Source organism: Priestia sp. TRM10 (assembly GCF_057808375.1).
This window is the reverse complement of sequence record NZ_JBJZOT010000013.1, coordinates 558261-573575: the sequence shown is the minus strand read 5'-3', so window position 1 is coordinate 573575 and position 15315 is coordinate 558261. Positions and strand designations below refer to the sequence as shown.

Below are 15315 nucleotides of genomic sequence, written 5' to 3'. Positions count from 1 at the left end.
GTAATTTGACTTTTTTGCTTGTTTTGTTTGACATCTTTATCTTATTATAAATATGTAATAAAATAAAATGATTAAAATTAACAAAAGTCATCATTTTTTTTGATGGGAGTCCAACAACAAATGGAATTTAAAGATTTACTTATTTTTAAAACACTTGCTGAAGAAGGCAACGTCACAAAAACAGCTGAAAAGCTTTGTTACGTTCAGTCGAATATTACCACTCGGATGAAGAAATTAGAACAGTCTCTAGGAGCTACACTATTTTATCGTCACTCAAAAGGAATTACGCTCACTTCAAAAGGAAGACTTCTTCTAAAAAAAGGAGAAGAAATTTTGCGGCTTGTAGAAGAAACGGAAACGTTATTAAAAGAAGAAGACAGTCCAGCAGGTCATTTAACAATTGGAGCTAATGAAACAACGGCTCTTGTGCACCTTCCCCCACTTTTGACAACGTTTAGCATGCAATATCCTGATGTCCATCTTTCTCTGCAAGTTGATTCAACCGAAAACTTAGTTGAAAGCGTTCTTTCTCACGAACTTGACGGCTCTTTTGTTGTAGGTCCTGTGCATCATATTGAAGTTGAAACTCTTCCTGTATTAAATGAAAAGCTCGTTATCATTACAAACAGTGAAGAACCTTTTAATGAAACAAATCCAAGTCATCAAACTCTTTTAACTCGCCCAAACTATGTTCATCACGCTCGTATTCATGAATGGCTAAATGGAAATGGGATTAGACCTGCAAGAACGATGGAGTTTAATACGTTAGAAGCAATTATTAGCTGTGTAAAAGCAGGACTCGGGTTCTCTGTATTAACTAAATCTCTTGCAGACTATCATCGGAATGATGGATATCTTCACTATCATGAGCTTTCTGCTTCTTCCTTCCAAACCATTTTTATTTATCGAAAAGACGGATTAATCACAAAAGCATTTGATGCTTTTACAAAGTCAATTGAAGCTGAATTTCTCTCTTAAAAAGCACGAATTTCTCGTGCTTTTTTTCTATGAATTATACAGGAAAGGTTTAGCGGACTTCCTCATGAAGAGCGGGTGTCTTGGATGACGCTCTTTTGTAACCCCAAGCGCGTAGAGAGGATAAGATTTTAAAAGGGTTAGGACTTTTTCATTTTGCTTCAAAAAAGCTCCATGTATTCCCCATGCAAGAACAATACGTTCTGCTCGATTAGCAGCTTGCAGCAAAAATTGTTCGTTACTTGCCCCAACAGGTTCCTTTGCTTTTTTCAGCATTTCTGGTGTGCTTGCTCGATAGGAAAATAAGTTGACAACTTCAAGAGAACCATATCCCCATTCCTTTGCAAATGCAATACATCTTCTAACAGTGGGATTATCTTTTGTTTCTCCTTCTGTGCTTGGATTAAGCATAATAAAGACAACCCTTGGCTTCGTTTCGTCCCAAATACGCCAAAGGGAATAACGGTACACTCTTGTTTCATCTAAGCTTGCGCCTGTAATCATTCTCTAACTCCTTTGCTCATTTTCTTGAAATCAGTTTACCACAAAAAAACTCCCAGTCGCTTGGACTAGGAGAAGGTAATTATTGTTTATGATGCATTGGTCGAACAGTTACTTCATTTACATTCACATTTTCCGGCTGTGATAAAGCGAAAGAAACGGCTCTTGCAATATCCCCTGGTTCTAATGGATTGACAGTACTTTGATGGTTTCTACTTATTTCTAATACTTCTTCATCTGTTGTATGGCCTGATAGTTCCGTTTCAACCATGCCTGGCGAAACATTTGTAACGCGTACACCTGTTTTTGCTAGTTCTTTCTCCATTCCCATTGATAGCGCCCGTACGGCATATTTTGTTGCCCCGTATACAACGTTTGACCGTGATATTTCATGCCCTGCTACAGAAGAAACGTTAACAATATGACCGCTTCCTTGTGCAATCAACTTCAGAAGCACAGCATGAATCCCATATAGGACACCTTTAATATTCACATCAATCATTTTCTCCCATTCTTCCACCTGATCGTTTTTTAAGAATGAACGATACATAACCCCTGCGTTATTAATGAGAAAGTCAATTCGCCCAAACGCTTCTTGAGCTTTGGTCACCACATTTTCTACTTCTTCTTTTTTCGTTACATCAGCTTGCACAACAAGAGCATTGCTTTTTTCTTCAATTTTACGAGCTAAATTCTCTAACCGTTCTACACGACGAGCGGATAAAACAACTTGAACTCCTTGTTCAGCAAGCTGTAGAGCAATTGCTTCTCCAATACCACTGCTTGCGCCTGTAATAATCGCTACTTTTCCTTGTAAATTCATCTTTTGATTCCTCCTATGTATTTCTTTTCTTTTTCTTTCCCTTTATCATCTTAACGTAATCTATTTTTCAATTAAAATAAAAGAGAGCTTCAATCGCTCTCTTTTACCAGCTTGATTTCTTAACACCAGGAACCTGACCTTTATAAGCAAGCTCTCTAAATGCAATACGCGACATTTTAAATTTGCGCAAGTATCCGCGAGGTCTTCCTGTTACTTGGCAGCGATTGTTCAGACGAGTTGGTGAAGAATCACGAGGAAGTTTCTTAAGAGCCTCATAATCCCCTTTTTCTTTTAGTTCTTTGCGAAGCTCTGCGTATTTTTCAACCATTTCTTGACGCTTTAGTTCTTTTACTACTTTTGATTTTTTAGCCATGATATTCTCCTTTCAAAAATAAAATACTCTACATAAAACGTAACCATTACGATTTAACTCCATTAGTTTAACTCATTCATTTCAAAAAATCAACTTATTCGTATCATCTATAAAACATCATTTCTAGTTTTCAAAATGGGTCATATCCATTAGACAGTGAAGCATCTGTCATGTAGAATTGGATTATCTGTTTTTTAGCGGAAAACAAATTAATAGTCTATTAGAAAGGTTGTTTACGCAATGACACAAAATCCTACAGGTAAAGAACGCTTTGCATTAGCGGCTTTACTTAGCTTATTAGCAATACTCGGCCCTCTTAACATCGATATGTATCTGCCAAGCTTTCCTGACATTGTAAAGGACTTGGATACAAATGCATCACTTGTTCAATTGAGCCTAACAACCTGTCTGATCGGGCTTGCAGTCGGACAGCTCGTTGTTGGACCAATTAGCGATGCGCTTGGGCGTAAAAGACCCATGGTTGTTTCTATTATCTTATTTATTTTAGCTTCTCTTCTTTGCGCCTTCGCTCCAAACATTGTTGTGTTAATCATTGGACGTTTTCTTCAAGGTTTTACAGCTGCAGGTGGAATTGTTGCGTCTCGTGCCATTGTTCGTGACGTATTTAGCGGTCCTGATTTAACAAAATTCTTTGCCCTTTTAATGGTAATGAATGCAATGGCGCCAATGCTTGCTCCTGTTGCAGGTGGAGCTATTTTATTACTCCCTAATGCTCACTGGAACTTTATTTTCTTCTTTTTAAGTTTACTTGGATTAATTATTGTAAGCTTCACATCTTGGAGATTAAAAGAAAGTTTACCTGTTGAAAAACGCACAAAAACATCACTAAAGAAAACTTTCCAAACGTTTGGAAGTTTATCAAGAGAACGTTCGTTCATCGGATATGCTTTAACGCTTGGTTTTGCTCACGGAGGAAGCTTTGCTTATGTATCAGGAACTCCTTTTGTATATCAAGGCATTTATAACGTTTCTCCACAAACGTTTAGTTTACTTTTTGGGGTGAATGGTATAGCCATTATTACGGGAACATTTATTGTTGGACGCTGCGCCGGAAAGATTCGTGAACAAACTATTCTTCGCACTGCTTTACTTATTGCATCTGTCGCAACAACCATACTACTAATTATGACCATTATAAAAGGTCCGTTATTTATGATTGTTGGGTCTATCTTTGTGTATATGATTACAATGGGAATGATTACGACAACATCCTTTTCACTTGCTATTAATAAACAAGGACATCGCGCAGGAAGTGCTAGTGCCCTTCTAGGGATGATGCCTTTATTTATTGGAGCTTGCGTTGCTCCGCTCGTTGGTCTTGATGAAAGTACTGCAATCCCAATGGGAGCAATTATTTTCACTTCTACTATCATTGCGCTCTTTTCATTTTTCCAAATTGCACGTAAGGGTGAACGTTTAGAAGAGAAAATAGCCAAACATTCTGTTACAAGCTAATAAAAGCTGGGTGAATTGCCCAGCTTTTATATTTTTATTATTCTTTTAGAACATAGTTTAATTAAAAATATTGTTTTTCGTTTCTTATTTACTAACACCAGATATTAAAATTGTTGATTTTTCCTTTTCTCTTGAAAGATTAATCGTTCTTTCAACTCATTTAACCTCCTATAAAATGTTTCCTCATCTCCTTCTTATTCTGTGCAATAATGCTTAAAAGAGAAAAAAATGAGGTACCTTTCTTTTCTTCCTTCATACATTCCCTTCTTATCGTTCAATGCTACTAGCTTCAATGCCCTTTCTTGTGCTATACTTCCTTTGTGCATAGTAGAGATTAAAATTGGAGGAATCCTATGTTATCAGTAAATAATATTGGCTTGCGCTTTGGTGATCGCAAGTTATTTGAAGATGTTACGATTAAATTTACGCCAGGAAACTGCTACGGGCTAATTGGGGCAAACGGAGCTGGAAAATCTACTTTCTTAAAGATTTTATCTGGTGAACTTGAAGCCCAAACTGGCGATGTTCATATGAATCCAGGTGAACGCTTAGCTGTTCTTAAGCAGAACCACTTTGAATATGAAGAACATGAAGTTCTTCAAGTTGTTATTATGGGACATGAGCGTCTGTATCAAATTATGAAAGAAAAAGACGCTATTTATATGAAAGAAGACTTCTCTGATGAAGACGGCATTAAAGCAGCTGAACTTGAAGGGGAATTTGCTGAGCTTAACGGTTGGGAAGCAGAATCAGAAGCAGCAATCCTTTTAAAAGGACTTGGCATTTCTGAAGATCTCCATACAAAAAAAATGGAAGACCTTACAGGAGCTGAAAAAGTAAAAGTATTATTAGCTCAAGCTCTATTTGGCAAACCTGACGTTCTTCTTCTTGATGAGCCTACAAACCATCTTGACATTAAGGCTATTCAATGGCTTGAAGACTTTCTTATTAACTTTGAAAATACCGTTATCGTTGTTTCCCATGACCGTCACTTCTTAAACCAAGTTTGTACACATATCGCAGATCTTGACTTTGCAAAAATTCAAATCTATGTTGGAAACTACGACTTCTGGTATGAATCAAGTCAGCTTGCAGCAAAATTAACGCAAGAAGCAAATAAGAAAAAAGAAGAAAAAATTAAAGAGCTTCAAAATTTCGTTGCTCGTTTTAGCGCTAATGCATCGAAATCGAAACAAGCAACATCTCGTAAGAAAATGCTTGAGAAAATTACGCTTGATGACATTCAGCCATCTTCTCGCCGTTATCCTTACGTTCAATTTACACCAGAACGTGAAATCGGAAATGACCTTTTACGTGTAGAAGGTCTATCTAAAACAATTGATGGTGTGAAAGTGTTAAACAACGTAAGCTTTATTATGAACAAAGACGATAAAATTGCGCTTGTTGGTCATAATGAACTTGCTAAAACAACGCTTTTCAAAATTCTAACAGGTGAAATGGAAGCTGATGAAGGAACGTTCAAATGGGGAATTACAACTTCTCAATCTTACTTCCCAAAAGACAATGCGCCTTATTTTGAAGGAAATGATTTAACGCTTGTTGACTGGCTTCGTCAATACTCACCAGATGACCAAACAGAAACATTCCTACGTGGATTCTTAGGTCGTATGCTCTTCTCTGGTGAAGAAGCGATGAAGAAAGCTAGCGTTCTTTCAGGAGGAGAAAAAGTTCGCTGTATGCTTTCTAAAATGATGCTAAGCAATGCGAACGTTCTACTGCTTGATGAACCAACAAACCACTTAGACCTTGAATCTATTACATCATTAAATAACGGACTTATTAACTTCAAAGGATCGCTTATTTTCGCTTCACATGACCATCAGTTTATTCAAACAATTGCAAACCGCATTATTGAATTAACGCCAAACGGTCTTGTTGATAAAGAAATGACATATGATGAATATTTAGCAGATCCTGATGTACAAAAGAAATTAGCTCAACAGCAATAAATAAAAAAGCTTGTAGCACAGTGCTACAAGCTTTTTTATGTACGAAAGTAAATAAACTTCTTCTTCAACACATACAAGATATTAAAACAAAGCACACTAATGGTAAAAATGGTCGGAAGCATTGTTTTTAAGAACGGCAGCTGAATAAAAAAGGTAACCAAGAAAGGATCACTTACCATCATCATTGTTGCACTGTACGTTAAAATAAGAGATCCTGCTGTAATGAGTAATGGATAGCTTCCCATAAGCTGAGCAATGTGAGTGCTTCCCCACACAAGAAAAACAATGCTAATCATAATAGATCCAATCATAAGAGGAAAATTACCTTTTGCAAGCATTGTAATGGACAATACGTTATCTAACCCAATAACAACGTTAGAAAGCAAAATCACAAAAAGTGCTTTTCTGACTGTCTTACTTTTTTTATCTTCTCCATCGTCCACCTGTTCTGCTGATGTTAACAATTTCACAGCTGTAACAATAAGTAGAATCCCCCCTACTAACTTCACAAAAGGGAAATGAAGGAGTACGCTTGTCAAGCTTGCTAAAACAACGTAAATGATACTAATTCCGCACGTTCCGTAAATAAACACTTTGCGCCGCTGCATGTCTGATAAATGGCGGCTTGCCATTCCAATAATAAGAGCATTATCCCCGCTTAAAATAAGGTTTATAAACACAATCTCAACGAGTGTTAACAAAGTTTCCAACCGCTTTTCAGCTCCTGCCTGTCCGCTTTTTATCTACTATATGAACAGCCAAGAAAGTTTATCCCCTTTAAAACATGAAAAAGCTGCCGAGAAAATTTCTCGACAGCTTTTATATCATTAAAACAGCTTACTTTTGAACGTTAGCTGCTTGTGGTCCACGGTTACCTTCAACGATTTCGAAAGAAACTTCTTGACCTTCTTCTAAAGTTTTGAAGCCTTCGCCTTGAATAGCAGAGAAGTGAACGAATACATCGTCTTGACCTTCAACTTCGATGAAACCGAAACCTTTTTCTGCATTAAACCATTTTACTTTACCTTGTAACATGTTATTTCCTCCTACTGCACAACATATGTGTACAAATATATTACTATTCTTGCCCTTGCCACATATAATACTTCAAGACAAAAACTTTTTTCGAAATGTTTATTCTATCCATACATATAGCGAACAAAAATAATTATCTTTAATGTATCAGGTTTTTAAACATGTTGCAATAGTTTTTCACAAATTTTCTCTTAAGAAAGCGTTTTATATGGAATTAAAATACAATTAATCCTTTTAAAGGTTCCTCTTATATTCAGAGGATGCTTCTTCTAATGCATCAATGAATTTATAATAAACAGTACTTTTATTTTCAATATTTCCTCTCGACCAATCGTTATTTTCAAAAAAAGAACGTCTGACAGAAGAAGAAATCTCAAGCTGAACACCTTGTTTTAATAGCGTATCATTTACGATATTTTTAGGTTCTTCTCCTCTTAGATCTGCTCTAGGTTCTTCAGTACGGAACCCTCGTTTAGTAAGCGCTTTCTTTATTTCGTATTTATATAGCTCATTCCTTCCTCCCACATATATAATTTTTTCCTCACTTGAAAAGCCGTGTAAAGAAATCATTGTTTGAGAATGCCTTGCAAGTGTTCTTGCGATAGGCTCATCAAATTTCACTGATGTAATATGAAGAATTCCGTTATCTTGTGATTTAATTCCTTCAAACATATAGTAAGAATAGTTACCTCTTGAGGCTAAACCTTCAACAACTTCTGATGTCCCAATTTCAATTCTCCCACCGTGAATCGCAAAAACAGCAATACTTGTATCTCTGTTTTCGTAGCGAATGCGGTAATCAACTCCTTCTTTCTCTACCTCTTTTAACTGCTCATAGCTCTCATACCCTTCTGAGTTTTGAGAGATGGCTTTTGTTCCGGAATTCAGTTCAATAGGATGAAAAAGCGAAACAAAAAGATTTACAATAAGCATGATCAACATAAGATTTTCTCTCCTCTAAAAACAAAATAGGAATATGACATTTTGTTTATCGGTAGGTAGAAAGTAATGTTTAGCTTTTAGATCTTTTCGTCCATATTCTTTAATATATTCACAACTGTTTTCTTATTTATATATGCATCATTTTATTTTCAACCACAAAAAACTCGTTTGTTTAAAACAAACGAGTTTAAGAAAAGCACTTTTCTTGTTCTTCATTTCTAGCTAATAGTTTCTGAAGCTCTTCTTCTTCAAGATGATGAAGATTTTTTCCACTTTGTCCTTGATAAATCCCCTTACTTATTAACCGATAAATCAAAATTGACTGAATTGTAATTTGTTCCATTTTGATTCCCCCTGGCTCTTTGTTATATCTACTATAACAAACCCTAACAAGGATTTCTCTGTTAATGTGAGTTTTTCTAACATAACCTTATAAGTGTGGCATAACTCTTGTGAAAAATTGCTGATAATCTTGAATATGGAAATCTGCTTCAAGATGAGTATTTTGAAACGCACATGTCTTAATCCCAATTTCTCGCCCTGGCTGAAGATCAAGTTCACGATCACCAATCACTAAATCAATATGATATAAGTTATGTAAATATCGGTATGACTGAGGATCTGGCTTTCGATTATAGCCGTCATCAAGTGCAATGATTTCTGTAAAGTAATGCTTTAACTTGTAGTGTGTTAAAATATCCACTGCTGATTTTTTAGCTTTATGAGTTACGATAACGTTACACGTAGCGGCCTTCAGCACTTCTTCAACGTGAGCAAACGGAGGCTTTTCTCGAACGTCAAGCTCGCTTTCTTGTTGATGAAATGTTTTATCAAACTCCTCTTTTTCAACCCCAAAATAGTCCATTGCATGAAGCGAAGATACTTTTAATTTTTCGAGTACTTCTTCATCGCTTACATGCTTATCATTTATTAAACGTTTAAAAGTCTGAACAATAGTCGGATATGTATCAAAAATGGTTCCGTCAAAATCCCATAGAATATTCATTTCAGTTCCCCCTTACATTTATCGTATCACAACAACGCGAAAAAGCAGAGCAATCCCCTTACTGCTCTGCTTTCTTCTCTATATGTGAACCCCTTTTATTTAACCCCTAAAACACTCCCATTAGACAGGTAAGTTTGTAACGCCCATCAAATAATGATCAACGCTCTTCGCTACGCCACGTCCTTCATTAATTGCCCAAACAATTAAACTTTGACCACGACGTGCATCACCTGCAGCAAAAACGCCATCAACGTTTGTCTCATATGTGCCGTATTCTGCTTTAACACGGTTACGCTCAACTTCTACTCCAAATTGAGAAGGAAGCGGCATTTCTGTTCCTTCAAATCCAATTGCAACGAATACAAGCTGTGCAGGCCATACTTTTTCAGTTCCTGGAATTTCATTAAAAACAAATTTTCCGTTTTCAATTACTTTCTCCATTGCCACTGTATGCACTTCTTTTAAGTTGCCTTCTTCATCTCCCACAAACTTTTTCGTTTGGATAAGATATTCACGAGGATCTTTTCCTAGAGACGCCTGTGCTTCTTCATGAGCATAATCAAGCGCAAATGTAAGCGGTGATTGTGGCCACGGATTATCTAGTGAGCGATCATTTGGTAAAATTGGATGTTTACCAAACTGAGCTAAGCTATTACAGCCTTGACGCACAGCTGTTGCGATACAGTCAGCACCAGTATCCCCGCCACCGATTACAATAACGTCTTTTCCTTTTGCATCAAAAGCTTCATCAAAATCTGAACCGTTTAACACTTGCTTTGTTGAATGTGTTAAGTAGTCCATTGCAAGATGAACTCCTTTTAATTCGCGTCCTTCCATTACAAGATCACGCTGTTTTTGCGCTCCCGTACAGAGAATAACAGCATCATATTCTTCTTTCAGCTGCTCTGCTGTAATGTCTTTTCCGATCTCTGTATTTGTCACAAAATCAATGCCTTCTTGGCGAAGTAAGTTAACGCGACGTTCTACAACTTCCTTTTCAAGCTTCATGCTTGGGATACCGTACATTAAAAGGCCGCCGATACGATCTGCACGTTCATATACTGTAACAGTATGACCAACTTGGTTAAGCTGGTCAGCCGCTGCTAATCCTGCTGGACCTGATCCAACAACAGCAACTCTTTTTCCTGTACGCTCGCTTGGAATACGTGGTGTAATCCACCCTTCTTGGAAGCCTTTATCAATGATTGAGCGCTCGATATTTTTAATCGCAACGGCTGGATCATTGATTGAAACTGTACAAGAGCCTTCACAAGGCGCTGGACAAACGCGCCCTGTGAACTCTGGAAAATTATTTGTTTTTAGAAGTCTGTTTAATGCTTCTTTCCATCTACCGCGGTACACAAGATCATTCCACTCTGGAATTAAGTTATGAATAGGACAGCCTGCTGTCATCCCATTTATTTCAGTCCCCATTTGGCAAAATGGTGTGCCGCAATCCATACATCGAGCGCCTTGGCGACTCAACTGGTCATCTGTAAATGAGTTGGCGTACTCTTTCCAATCTCCTGTGCGTTTTTTAGGGTCGCGCTGTTTTGGTGCTTCCCGATCATACTCCATAAATCCTGTTGCTTTTCCCATAACCGTTCGCCCCCTTTATTAAGATCCGATTGTTTGAAGAGTCTCATCTACTTTTTCAGATTTGTTTGATGAGTTTGCTTTAAAGGCAGCCATAACTGCTTCATCTTTTTCCATTCCAGACGCTTTCATTGCTTCAATTGTTTGTAGCATGCGTTTGTAATCTTTCGGAATGACTTTCACAAACTTTGCAACAGACTCTTCCCAATGAGCTAAAATTTGTGTTGCTTTCACACTTCCTGTATAGTTCATATGTTTTGTTAACATTGCTTTTAGTTCTTTAATGTCTTCTTCATCTTGAAGAGTTTCAAAATACACCATTTCTTTATTTGCCGTTTGATCAAAGTGCTCAACATCATCTGGAAGAACATACGCAACGCCACCTGACATTCCAGCGCCGAAGTTTTTACCAACAGCACCAATAATAACAGCGCGGCCTCCTGTCATGTACTCACAGCCATGATCTCCAACACCTTCAACAACAGCGTGTGCTCCGCTATTACGAACACAGAAGCGTTCCCCAGCGCGCCCTTCAATATATGCTTCACCAGCTGTTGCTCCAATAAGTGAAACATTTCCAGCAATAACATTGTCTTCTGGCGCCTGAGCTTTTACTTCAGGAGCGCGAACGATAATTTTACCACCTGAAAGTCCTTTTCCAACGTAGTCGTTTGCATCTCCTTGTAAGTTCAGTGTCATTCCTTTTGGAACAAATGCTCCGAAGCTTTGACCTGCTGAACCGTTAAAGCGAAGCGTGATCGTATCTTCTGGAAGACCTTTCTCACCAAAACGACGTGTTACTTCACTTCCCACAATAGTTCCAACAACACGGTTAACGTTGCGAATATTAAAGCTTAAATCAACTTGTGTTCTATCGTTAAGAGCACGCTCACATTTTGGTAAAATCTCGGCTACGTCAAGTGATTGATCAAGCTTATGATTTTGATATTCTGTACGCGTATGCTCTCCTTCTACTTTATAAAGAAGCTTTGTTAGATCAAGATGCTTTGCTTTCCAGTGAGATTTCGTACGTTCACTCACTTCAAGCACTTCTGTTTGACCAACCATTTCTTCCACTGTACGGAAGCCAAGCTCTGCCATAATTTCGCGTACTTCTTGTGCGATAAAACGCATGAAGTTTACGATATGATCTGGGTCGCCTAAAAACTTTTTACGAAGCTCAGGGTTTTGAGTTGCAACACCAACAGGACAAGTGTCAAGATGACACGCTCTCATCATAATACAGCCAAGAACAACAAGTGGAGCTGTTGCAAACCCGTATTCTTCTGCTCCAAATAGAGCAGCCATTACAACATCACGGCCTGTCATCAGTTTTCCATCTGTTTCTAAAATAACGCGGCTGCGAAGTTTGTTCATCATCAGCGTTTGATGCGCTTCTGTTAAGCCAAGCTCCCATGGAAGACCTGTATGCTTAATACTTGTTTTTGGTGATGCACCTGTTCCTCCATCATAACCACTGATTACAATAACGTCTGCAACTGCTTTTGCAACACCCGCTGCAATCGTTCCAACTCCTGCTTTTGATACAAGCTTTACGCTAATGCGTGCTTTTGAGTTGGCATTTTTAAGATCATGAATAAGCTGTGCTAAGTCTTCAATAGAGTAAATATCATGATGCGGCGGTGGTGAAATTAAGCTAACACCAGGCGTTGAGCCACGCACTTCAGCTACCCATGGATATACTTTTGTGCCTGGCAGCTGACCACCTTCACCAGGCTTTGCTCCTTGTGCCATTTTGATTTGAAGCTCATCTGCATTTACAAGATAGTGTGAGTTTACGCCAAATCGGCCTGATGCTACTTGTTTAATCGCACTGCGGCGGTAGTCTCCATTTTCGTCTCTTGTAAAACGTGCTGGATCTTCTCCACCTTCTCCACTGTTACTCTTTCCGCCAAGACGGTTCATTGCAATCGCTAATGTTGAATGAGCCTCTTCACTAAGAGATCCAAACGACATTGCTCCTGTTTTGAATCGTTTTACAATTGAATCAACAGACTCTACTTCATCAATTGAAATACTTTTTCTCTTTTTATTAAATGAAAAGGCATTGCGTAAGAACGTAAGCTGTTCGTCATCTGCCATTTTCGAATATTTTTTGAAAAGTTCATAGTTTCCTGTACGACATGCATGTTGAAGCGTATGAATTGTTTGTGGATTGAATGCATGATGCTCACCATTTCGTCTCCACTGTAGTTCACTTCCAGCTTCAAGCGTTTCATCCTTATAGTTGCCAACAAATGCTGCTTCATGACGCATTTTCACTTCTTGTTCAATAACGTCTAGCCCAACTCCACTAAGCTGTGATGCTGTACCTGTAAAGTAGCGGTTAATAACATCTTCTCCGATACCTACTGCTTCAAAAATTTGAGCACCTCTGTAACTTTGTACAGTTGAAACCCCTACTTTTGACATAACCTTTACAACACCTTCAGATGCTGTGTTATTGAAAGTTGCAACAGCTTTGTCATAAGAAACTTTAATAACGCCATCTTTAATTCCTTCACGAAGTGTTTCATATGCAAGGTATGGATTGATTGCATCGATTCCATAACCAATAAGAACCGCAAAATGGTGAACTTCACGAGCTTCTGCTGTTTCTGCAACTAAGCTTACAGCTGTTCTCGTTCCCTTTTCTACAAGATACTGATGAACAGCACTTCCTGCTAGGAGCGTTGGCATTGCCATATTGTGCTCATCAACGCCTCTGTCTGATAAGACGATAATTGTGTTTCCTTCTGCCATTGCTTTGTCTACTTCCCCACAAAGCGTTTCAAGCGCTTTTTCGATATCTTCTTTAAAAAGAAGTGATAGCGTTTTTGTTTTAAATTCTTTCACATTCGTTTCTTTCAAACGGGCTACTTCTTCATTTGATAAAAATGGTGCATCAAGCATAATGCGACGTGCTGCTGATTTATCAGGATGAAGAATGTTGCCTTCTTGACCTAACAGCGTCATTGTGGATGTCACAATTTCTTCTCGAATTGCGTCAATTGGCGGGTTAGTAACTTGAGCGAAAAGCTGTTTGAAATAGTTGTACAATAGATGTGAACGATTAGAAAGCACAGCAAGCGGTGTATCAAGTCCCATTGACCCAATTGGATCTTTTCCTTCTGTAACCATAGGAATAATATTTTTTGAAACTTCCTCATACGTATAACCAAATGCTTTTTGCAACTGAACTAAATTTTCGACTTTTTCTGAAACTTCAGCTTGCTCTAAGTCATTAATTTCAATCATTTGCTCGTTTAACCATTCGCGGTATGGATGCTCTGAAATCATCTCTTCCTTCAGCTCACGGTCTGAGATAATTCGTCCTTCTTCAAGGTTTAAAAGAAGCATTTTCCCTGGACTTAAACGATCTTTATATAAAACATTCTCTGGATCAACGTCAATTACGCCAACTTCAGAAGACAGAATAAGATAATCATCTTTTGTGACATAATAACGAGCAGGACGAAGACCGTTACGATCTAAAATAGCGCCAATTTCATTTCCATCTGTAAACACGACTGCCGTTGGACCATCCCACGGCTCCATAAGACAGCTATGATATTGGTAAAAAGCTTTTTTATCATCTTCCATATTCTCATCGCGTGCCCATGGTTCTGGAATAAGCATCATTGCAGTATGGGCAGGTTTTCTGCCAGCAAGCGTGAAAAATTCAAATGCATTGTCTAAAATAGAAGAATCACTTCCATTTATATCGAGAAGAGGCATTACTTTATCTAGGTCATCGCCAAATGCTTCTGAAATAAACTGCTGCTCACGTGCTCTCATCCAGTTAATGTTTCCACGAAGCGTATTAATTTCACCATTGTGAATTAAATAACGGTTTGGATGCGCTCTTTCCCAGCTTGGGAACGTATTTGTACTAAAGCGTGAGTGAACAAGTGAAAAACCTGATGTAAAACGCTCGTCTTTTAAATCTTTATAAAAACTAGATACTTTAGACGGTGTCATAAGCCCTTTATATACGATCGTTTGGCTTGAAAGGCTTGCAAAATAGAACGCCGTATTTTCACCAACTTTTTCAGCACGTTTGCGAATTACATACAATTTTCGCTCAAACGGTAAGCCTTCTTCAACATTTTCATTTTTGGCAATGAAAACTTGACGAACGTATGGCTGACTTTCTCTTCCTGTTGGTCCGATGTACGTACTGTCAACAGGCACCGTTCTCCAGCCTAATAATTGTTGTCCTTCTTCTTCGACTATTCTGTTAATTTCCGATTCATAGTGAGCGCGCTCTTTCTCATCCTGTGGGAAAAAGATCATACCAACTCCATAGTGGCCTTTTTCAGGGAATGTAAAAGTACAAACGCTTTGAAAAAAGTCGTGAGGAATTTGGACCATAATGCCAACTCCATCACTTGTATCTGGGTCACTTCCCTGCCCACCACGATGCTCTAATTGATCAAGCATATGAAGCCCTTTTTCCACGATATCATGCGACGCACGACCGTTTAAATGTGCGTAAAGACCGATTCCACATGCATCATGCTCAAATTCTGGGCGGTAAAGACCTTGTGCTTGAGGTAGTTTATTTATTGTCATAGGGCATTCCTCCAACTCCATATCTTTTTCTCTCTATGCCGAT

13 protein-coding genes are annotated in these 15315 nt (G+C 38.2%); 3 read left to right on the top strand and 10 right to left on the bottom strand.

Annotated features, from left to right (window positions below; all coding sequences use genetic code 11):
• Positions 1-120: 120 nt before the first annotated feature.
• A complete protein-coding gene (locus tag ACK3CR_RS14215) occupies positions 121-978 on the top strand; it encodes a LysR family transcriptional regulator (protein ID WP_172460228.1) in 858 nt (285 codons plus the stop codon).
• Between the two features lie 27 nt (positions 979-1005).
• Here ACK3CR_RS14215 and ACK3CR_RS14210 read toward each other — a convergent pair whose 3' ends face one another.
• From ACK3CR_RS14210 to rpsN, 3 genes are all read right to left on the bottom strand, one after another.
• Positions 1006-1479 carry a DUF1643 domain-containing protein gene (locus ACK3CR_RS14210; RefSeq protein ID WP_243512866.1) on the bottom strand — a complete coding sequence of 158 codons (474 nt, stop codon included), beginning with the start codon at positions 1477-1479 and terminating at the stop codon, positions 1006-1008.
• A gap of 79 nt (positions 1480-1558) precedes the next feature.
• Positions 1559-2299: an SDR family oxidoreductase gene (locus tag ACK3CR_RS14205; RefSeq protein WP_488975605.1), complete on the bottom strand. Its 741-nt coding sequence runs from the start codon at positions 2297-2299 to the stop codon at positions 1559-1561.
• 103 nt (positions 2300-2402) lie between these two features.
• Positions 2403-2672 carry a 30S ribosomal protein S14 gene (rpsN, locus tag ACK3CR_RS14200; RefSeq protein WP_040058093.1) on the bottom strand — a complete coding sequence of 90 codons (270 nt, stop codon included), beginning with the start codon at positions 2670-2672 and terminating at the stop codon, positions 2403-2405.
• Between the two features lie 240 nt (positions 2673-2912).
• Here rpsN and ACK3CR_RS14195 point away from each other — a divergent pair, with 240 nt between their 5' ends.
• Positions 2913-4148: a Bcr/CflA family efflux MFS transporter gene (locus tag ACK3CR_RS14195; protein ID WP_488975603.1), complete on the top strand. Its 1236-nt coding sequence runs from the start codon at positions 2913-2915 to the stop codon at positions 4146-4148.
• A gap of 353 nt (positions 4149-4501) precedes the next feature.
• Positions 4502-6118, top strand: a complete 1617-nt coding sequence (locus ACK3CR_RS14190) for an ABC-F family ATP-binding cassette domain-containing protein (protein ID WP_019393416.1) — start codon at positions 4502-4504, stop codon at positions 6116-6118.
• Positions 6119-6153: 35 nt separating this feature from the next.
• Here ACK3CR_RS14190 and ACK3CR_RS14185 read toward each other — a convergent pair whose 3' ends face one another.
• The 7 genes from ACK3CR_RS14185 to gltB all read right to left on the bottom strand — a co-directional run bounded on the left by ACK3CR_RS14185 (position 6154) and on the right by gltB (position 15272).
• Complete coding sequence (locus ACK3CR_RS14185; protein ID WP_488975602.1) at positions 6154-6828, bottom strand: YjbE family putative metal transport protein; 675 nt, start codon at positions 6826-6828, stop codon at positions 6154-6156.
• Between the two features lie 127 nt (positions 6829-6955).
• Positions 6956-7153 (bottom strand): cold-shock protein CspD, encoded by a 198-nt coding sequence (cspD, locus tag ACK3CR_RS14180; RefSeq protein WP_019393414.1) that lies wholly within the window; start codon positions 7151-7153, stop codon positions 6956-6958.
• Between the two features lie 234 nt (positions 7154-7387).
• Positions 7388-8095, bottom strand: a complete 708-nt coding sequence (locus ACK3CR_RS14175) for a poly-gamma-glutamate hydrolase family protein (RefSeq protein WP_488975601.1) — start codon at positions 8093-8095, stop codon at positions 7388-7390.
• A 187-nt stretch (positions 8096-8282) separates the two neighbouring features.
• Positions 8283-8438: a hypothetical protein gene (locus ACK3CR_RS14170; protein ID WP_019393412.1), complete on the bottom strand. Its 156-nt coding sequence runs from the start codon at positions 8436-8438 to the stop codon at positions 8283-8285.
• 87 nt (positions 8439-8525) lie between these two features.
• Positions 8526-9101: an HAD-IA family hydrolase gene (locus ACK3CR_RS14165; protein ID WP_243512881.1), complete on the bottom strand. Its 576-nt coding sequence runs from the start codon at positions 9099-9101 to the stop codon at positions 8526-8528.
• A 120-nt stretch (positions 9102-9221) separates the two neighbouring features.
• Positions 9222-10700, bottom strand: a complete 1479-nt coding sequence (locus ACK3CR_RS14160) for a glutamate synthase subunit beta (RefSeq protein WP_488975600.1) — start codon at positions 10698-10700, stop codon at positions 9222-9224.
• An 18-nt stretch (positions 10701-10718) separates the two neighbouring features.
• The gene (gene gltB, locus ACK3CR_RS14155) at positions 10719-15272 is read right to left on the bottom strand and encodes a glutamate synthase large subunit (RefSeq protein WP_488975598.1); all 4554 of its coding nucleotides are present in this window, start codon (positions 15270-15272) and stop codon (positions 10719-10721) included.
• Positions 15273-15315 lie beyond the last annotated feature (43 nt).

Coding starts and splice junctions, on each gene's coding strand:
- ACK3CR_RS14215 (WP_172460228.1), top strand. CDS start 121: ATGGAATTTAAAGATTTACTTATTTTTAAAACACTTGCTGAAGAAGGC.
- ACK3CR_RS14210 (WP_243512866.1), bottom strand. CDS start 1,479: ATGATTACAGGCGCAAGCTTAGATGAAACAAGAGTGTACCGTTATTCC.
- ACK3CR_RS14205 (WP_488975605.1), bottom strand. CDS start 2,299: ATGAATTTACAAGGAAAAGTAGCGATTATTACAGGCGCAAGCAGTGGT.
- rpsN (WP_040058093.1), bottom strand. CDS start 2,672: ATGGCTAAAAAATCAAAAGTAGTAAAAGAACTAAAGCGTCAAGAAATG.
- ACK3CR_RS14195 (WP_488975603.1), top strand. CDS start 2,913: ATGACACAAAATCCTACAGGTAAAGAACGCTTTGCATTAGCGGCTTTA.
- ACK3CR_RS14190 (WP_019393416.1), top strand. CDS start 4,502: ATGTTATCAGTAAATAATATTGGCTTGCGCTTTGGTGATCGCAAGTTA.
- cspD (WP_019393414.1), bottom strand. CDS start 7,153: ATGTTACAAGGTAAAGTAAAATGGTTTAATGCAGAAAAAGGTTTCGGT.
- ACK3CR_RS14175 (WP_488975601.1), bottom strand. CDS start 8,095: ATGTTGATCATGCTTATTGTAAATCTTTTTGTTTCGCTTTTTCATCCT.
- ACK3CR_RS14170 (WP_019393412.1), bottom strand. CDS start 8,438: ATGGAACAAATTACAATTCAGTCAATTTTGATTTATCGGTTAATAAGT.
- ACK3CR_RS14165 (WP_243512881.1), bottom strand. CDS start 9,101: ATGAATATTCTATGGGATTTTGACGGAACCATTTTTGATACATATCCG.
- ACK3CR_RS14160 (WP_488975600.1), bottom strand. CDS start 10,700: ATGGGAAAAGCAACAGGATTTATGGAGTATGATCGGGAAGCACCAAAA.
- gltB (WP_488975598.1), bottom strand. CDS start 15,272: ATGACAATAAATAAACTACCTCAAGCACAAGGTCTTTACCGCCCAGAA.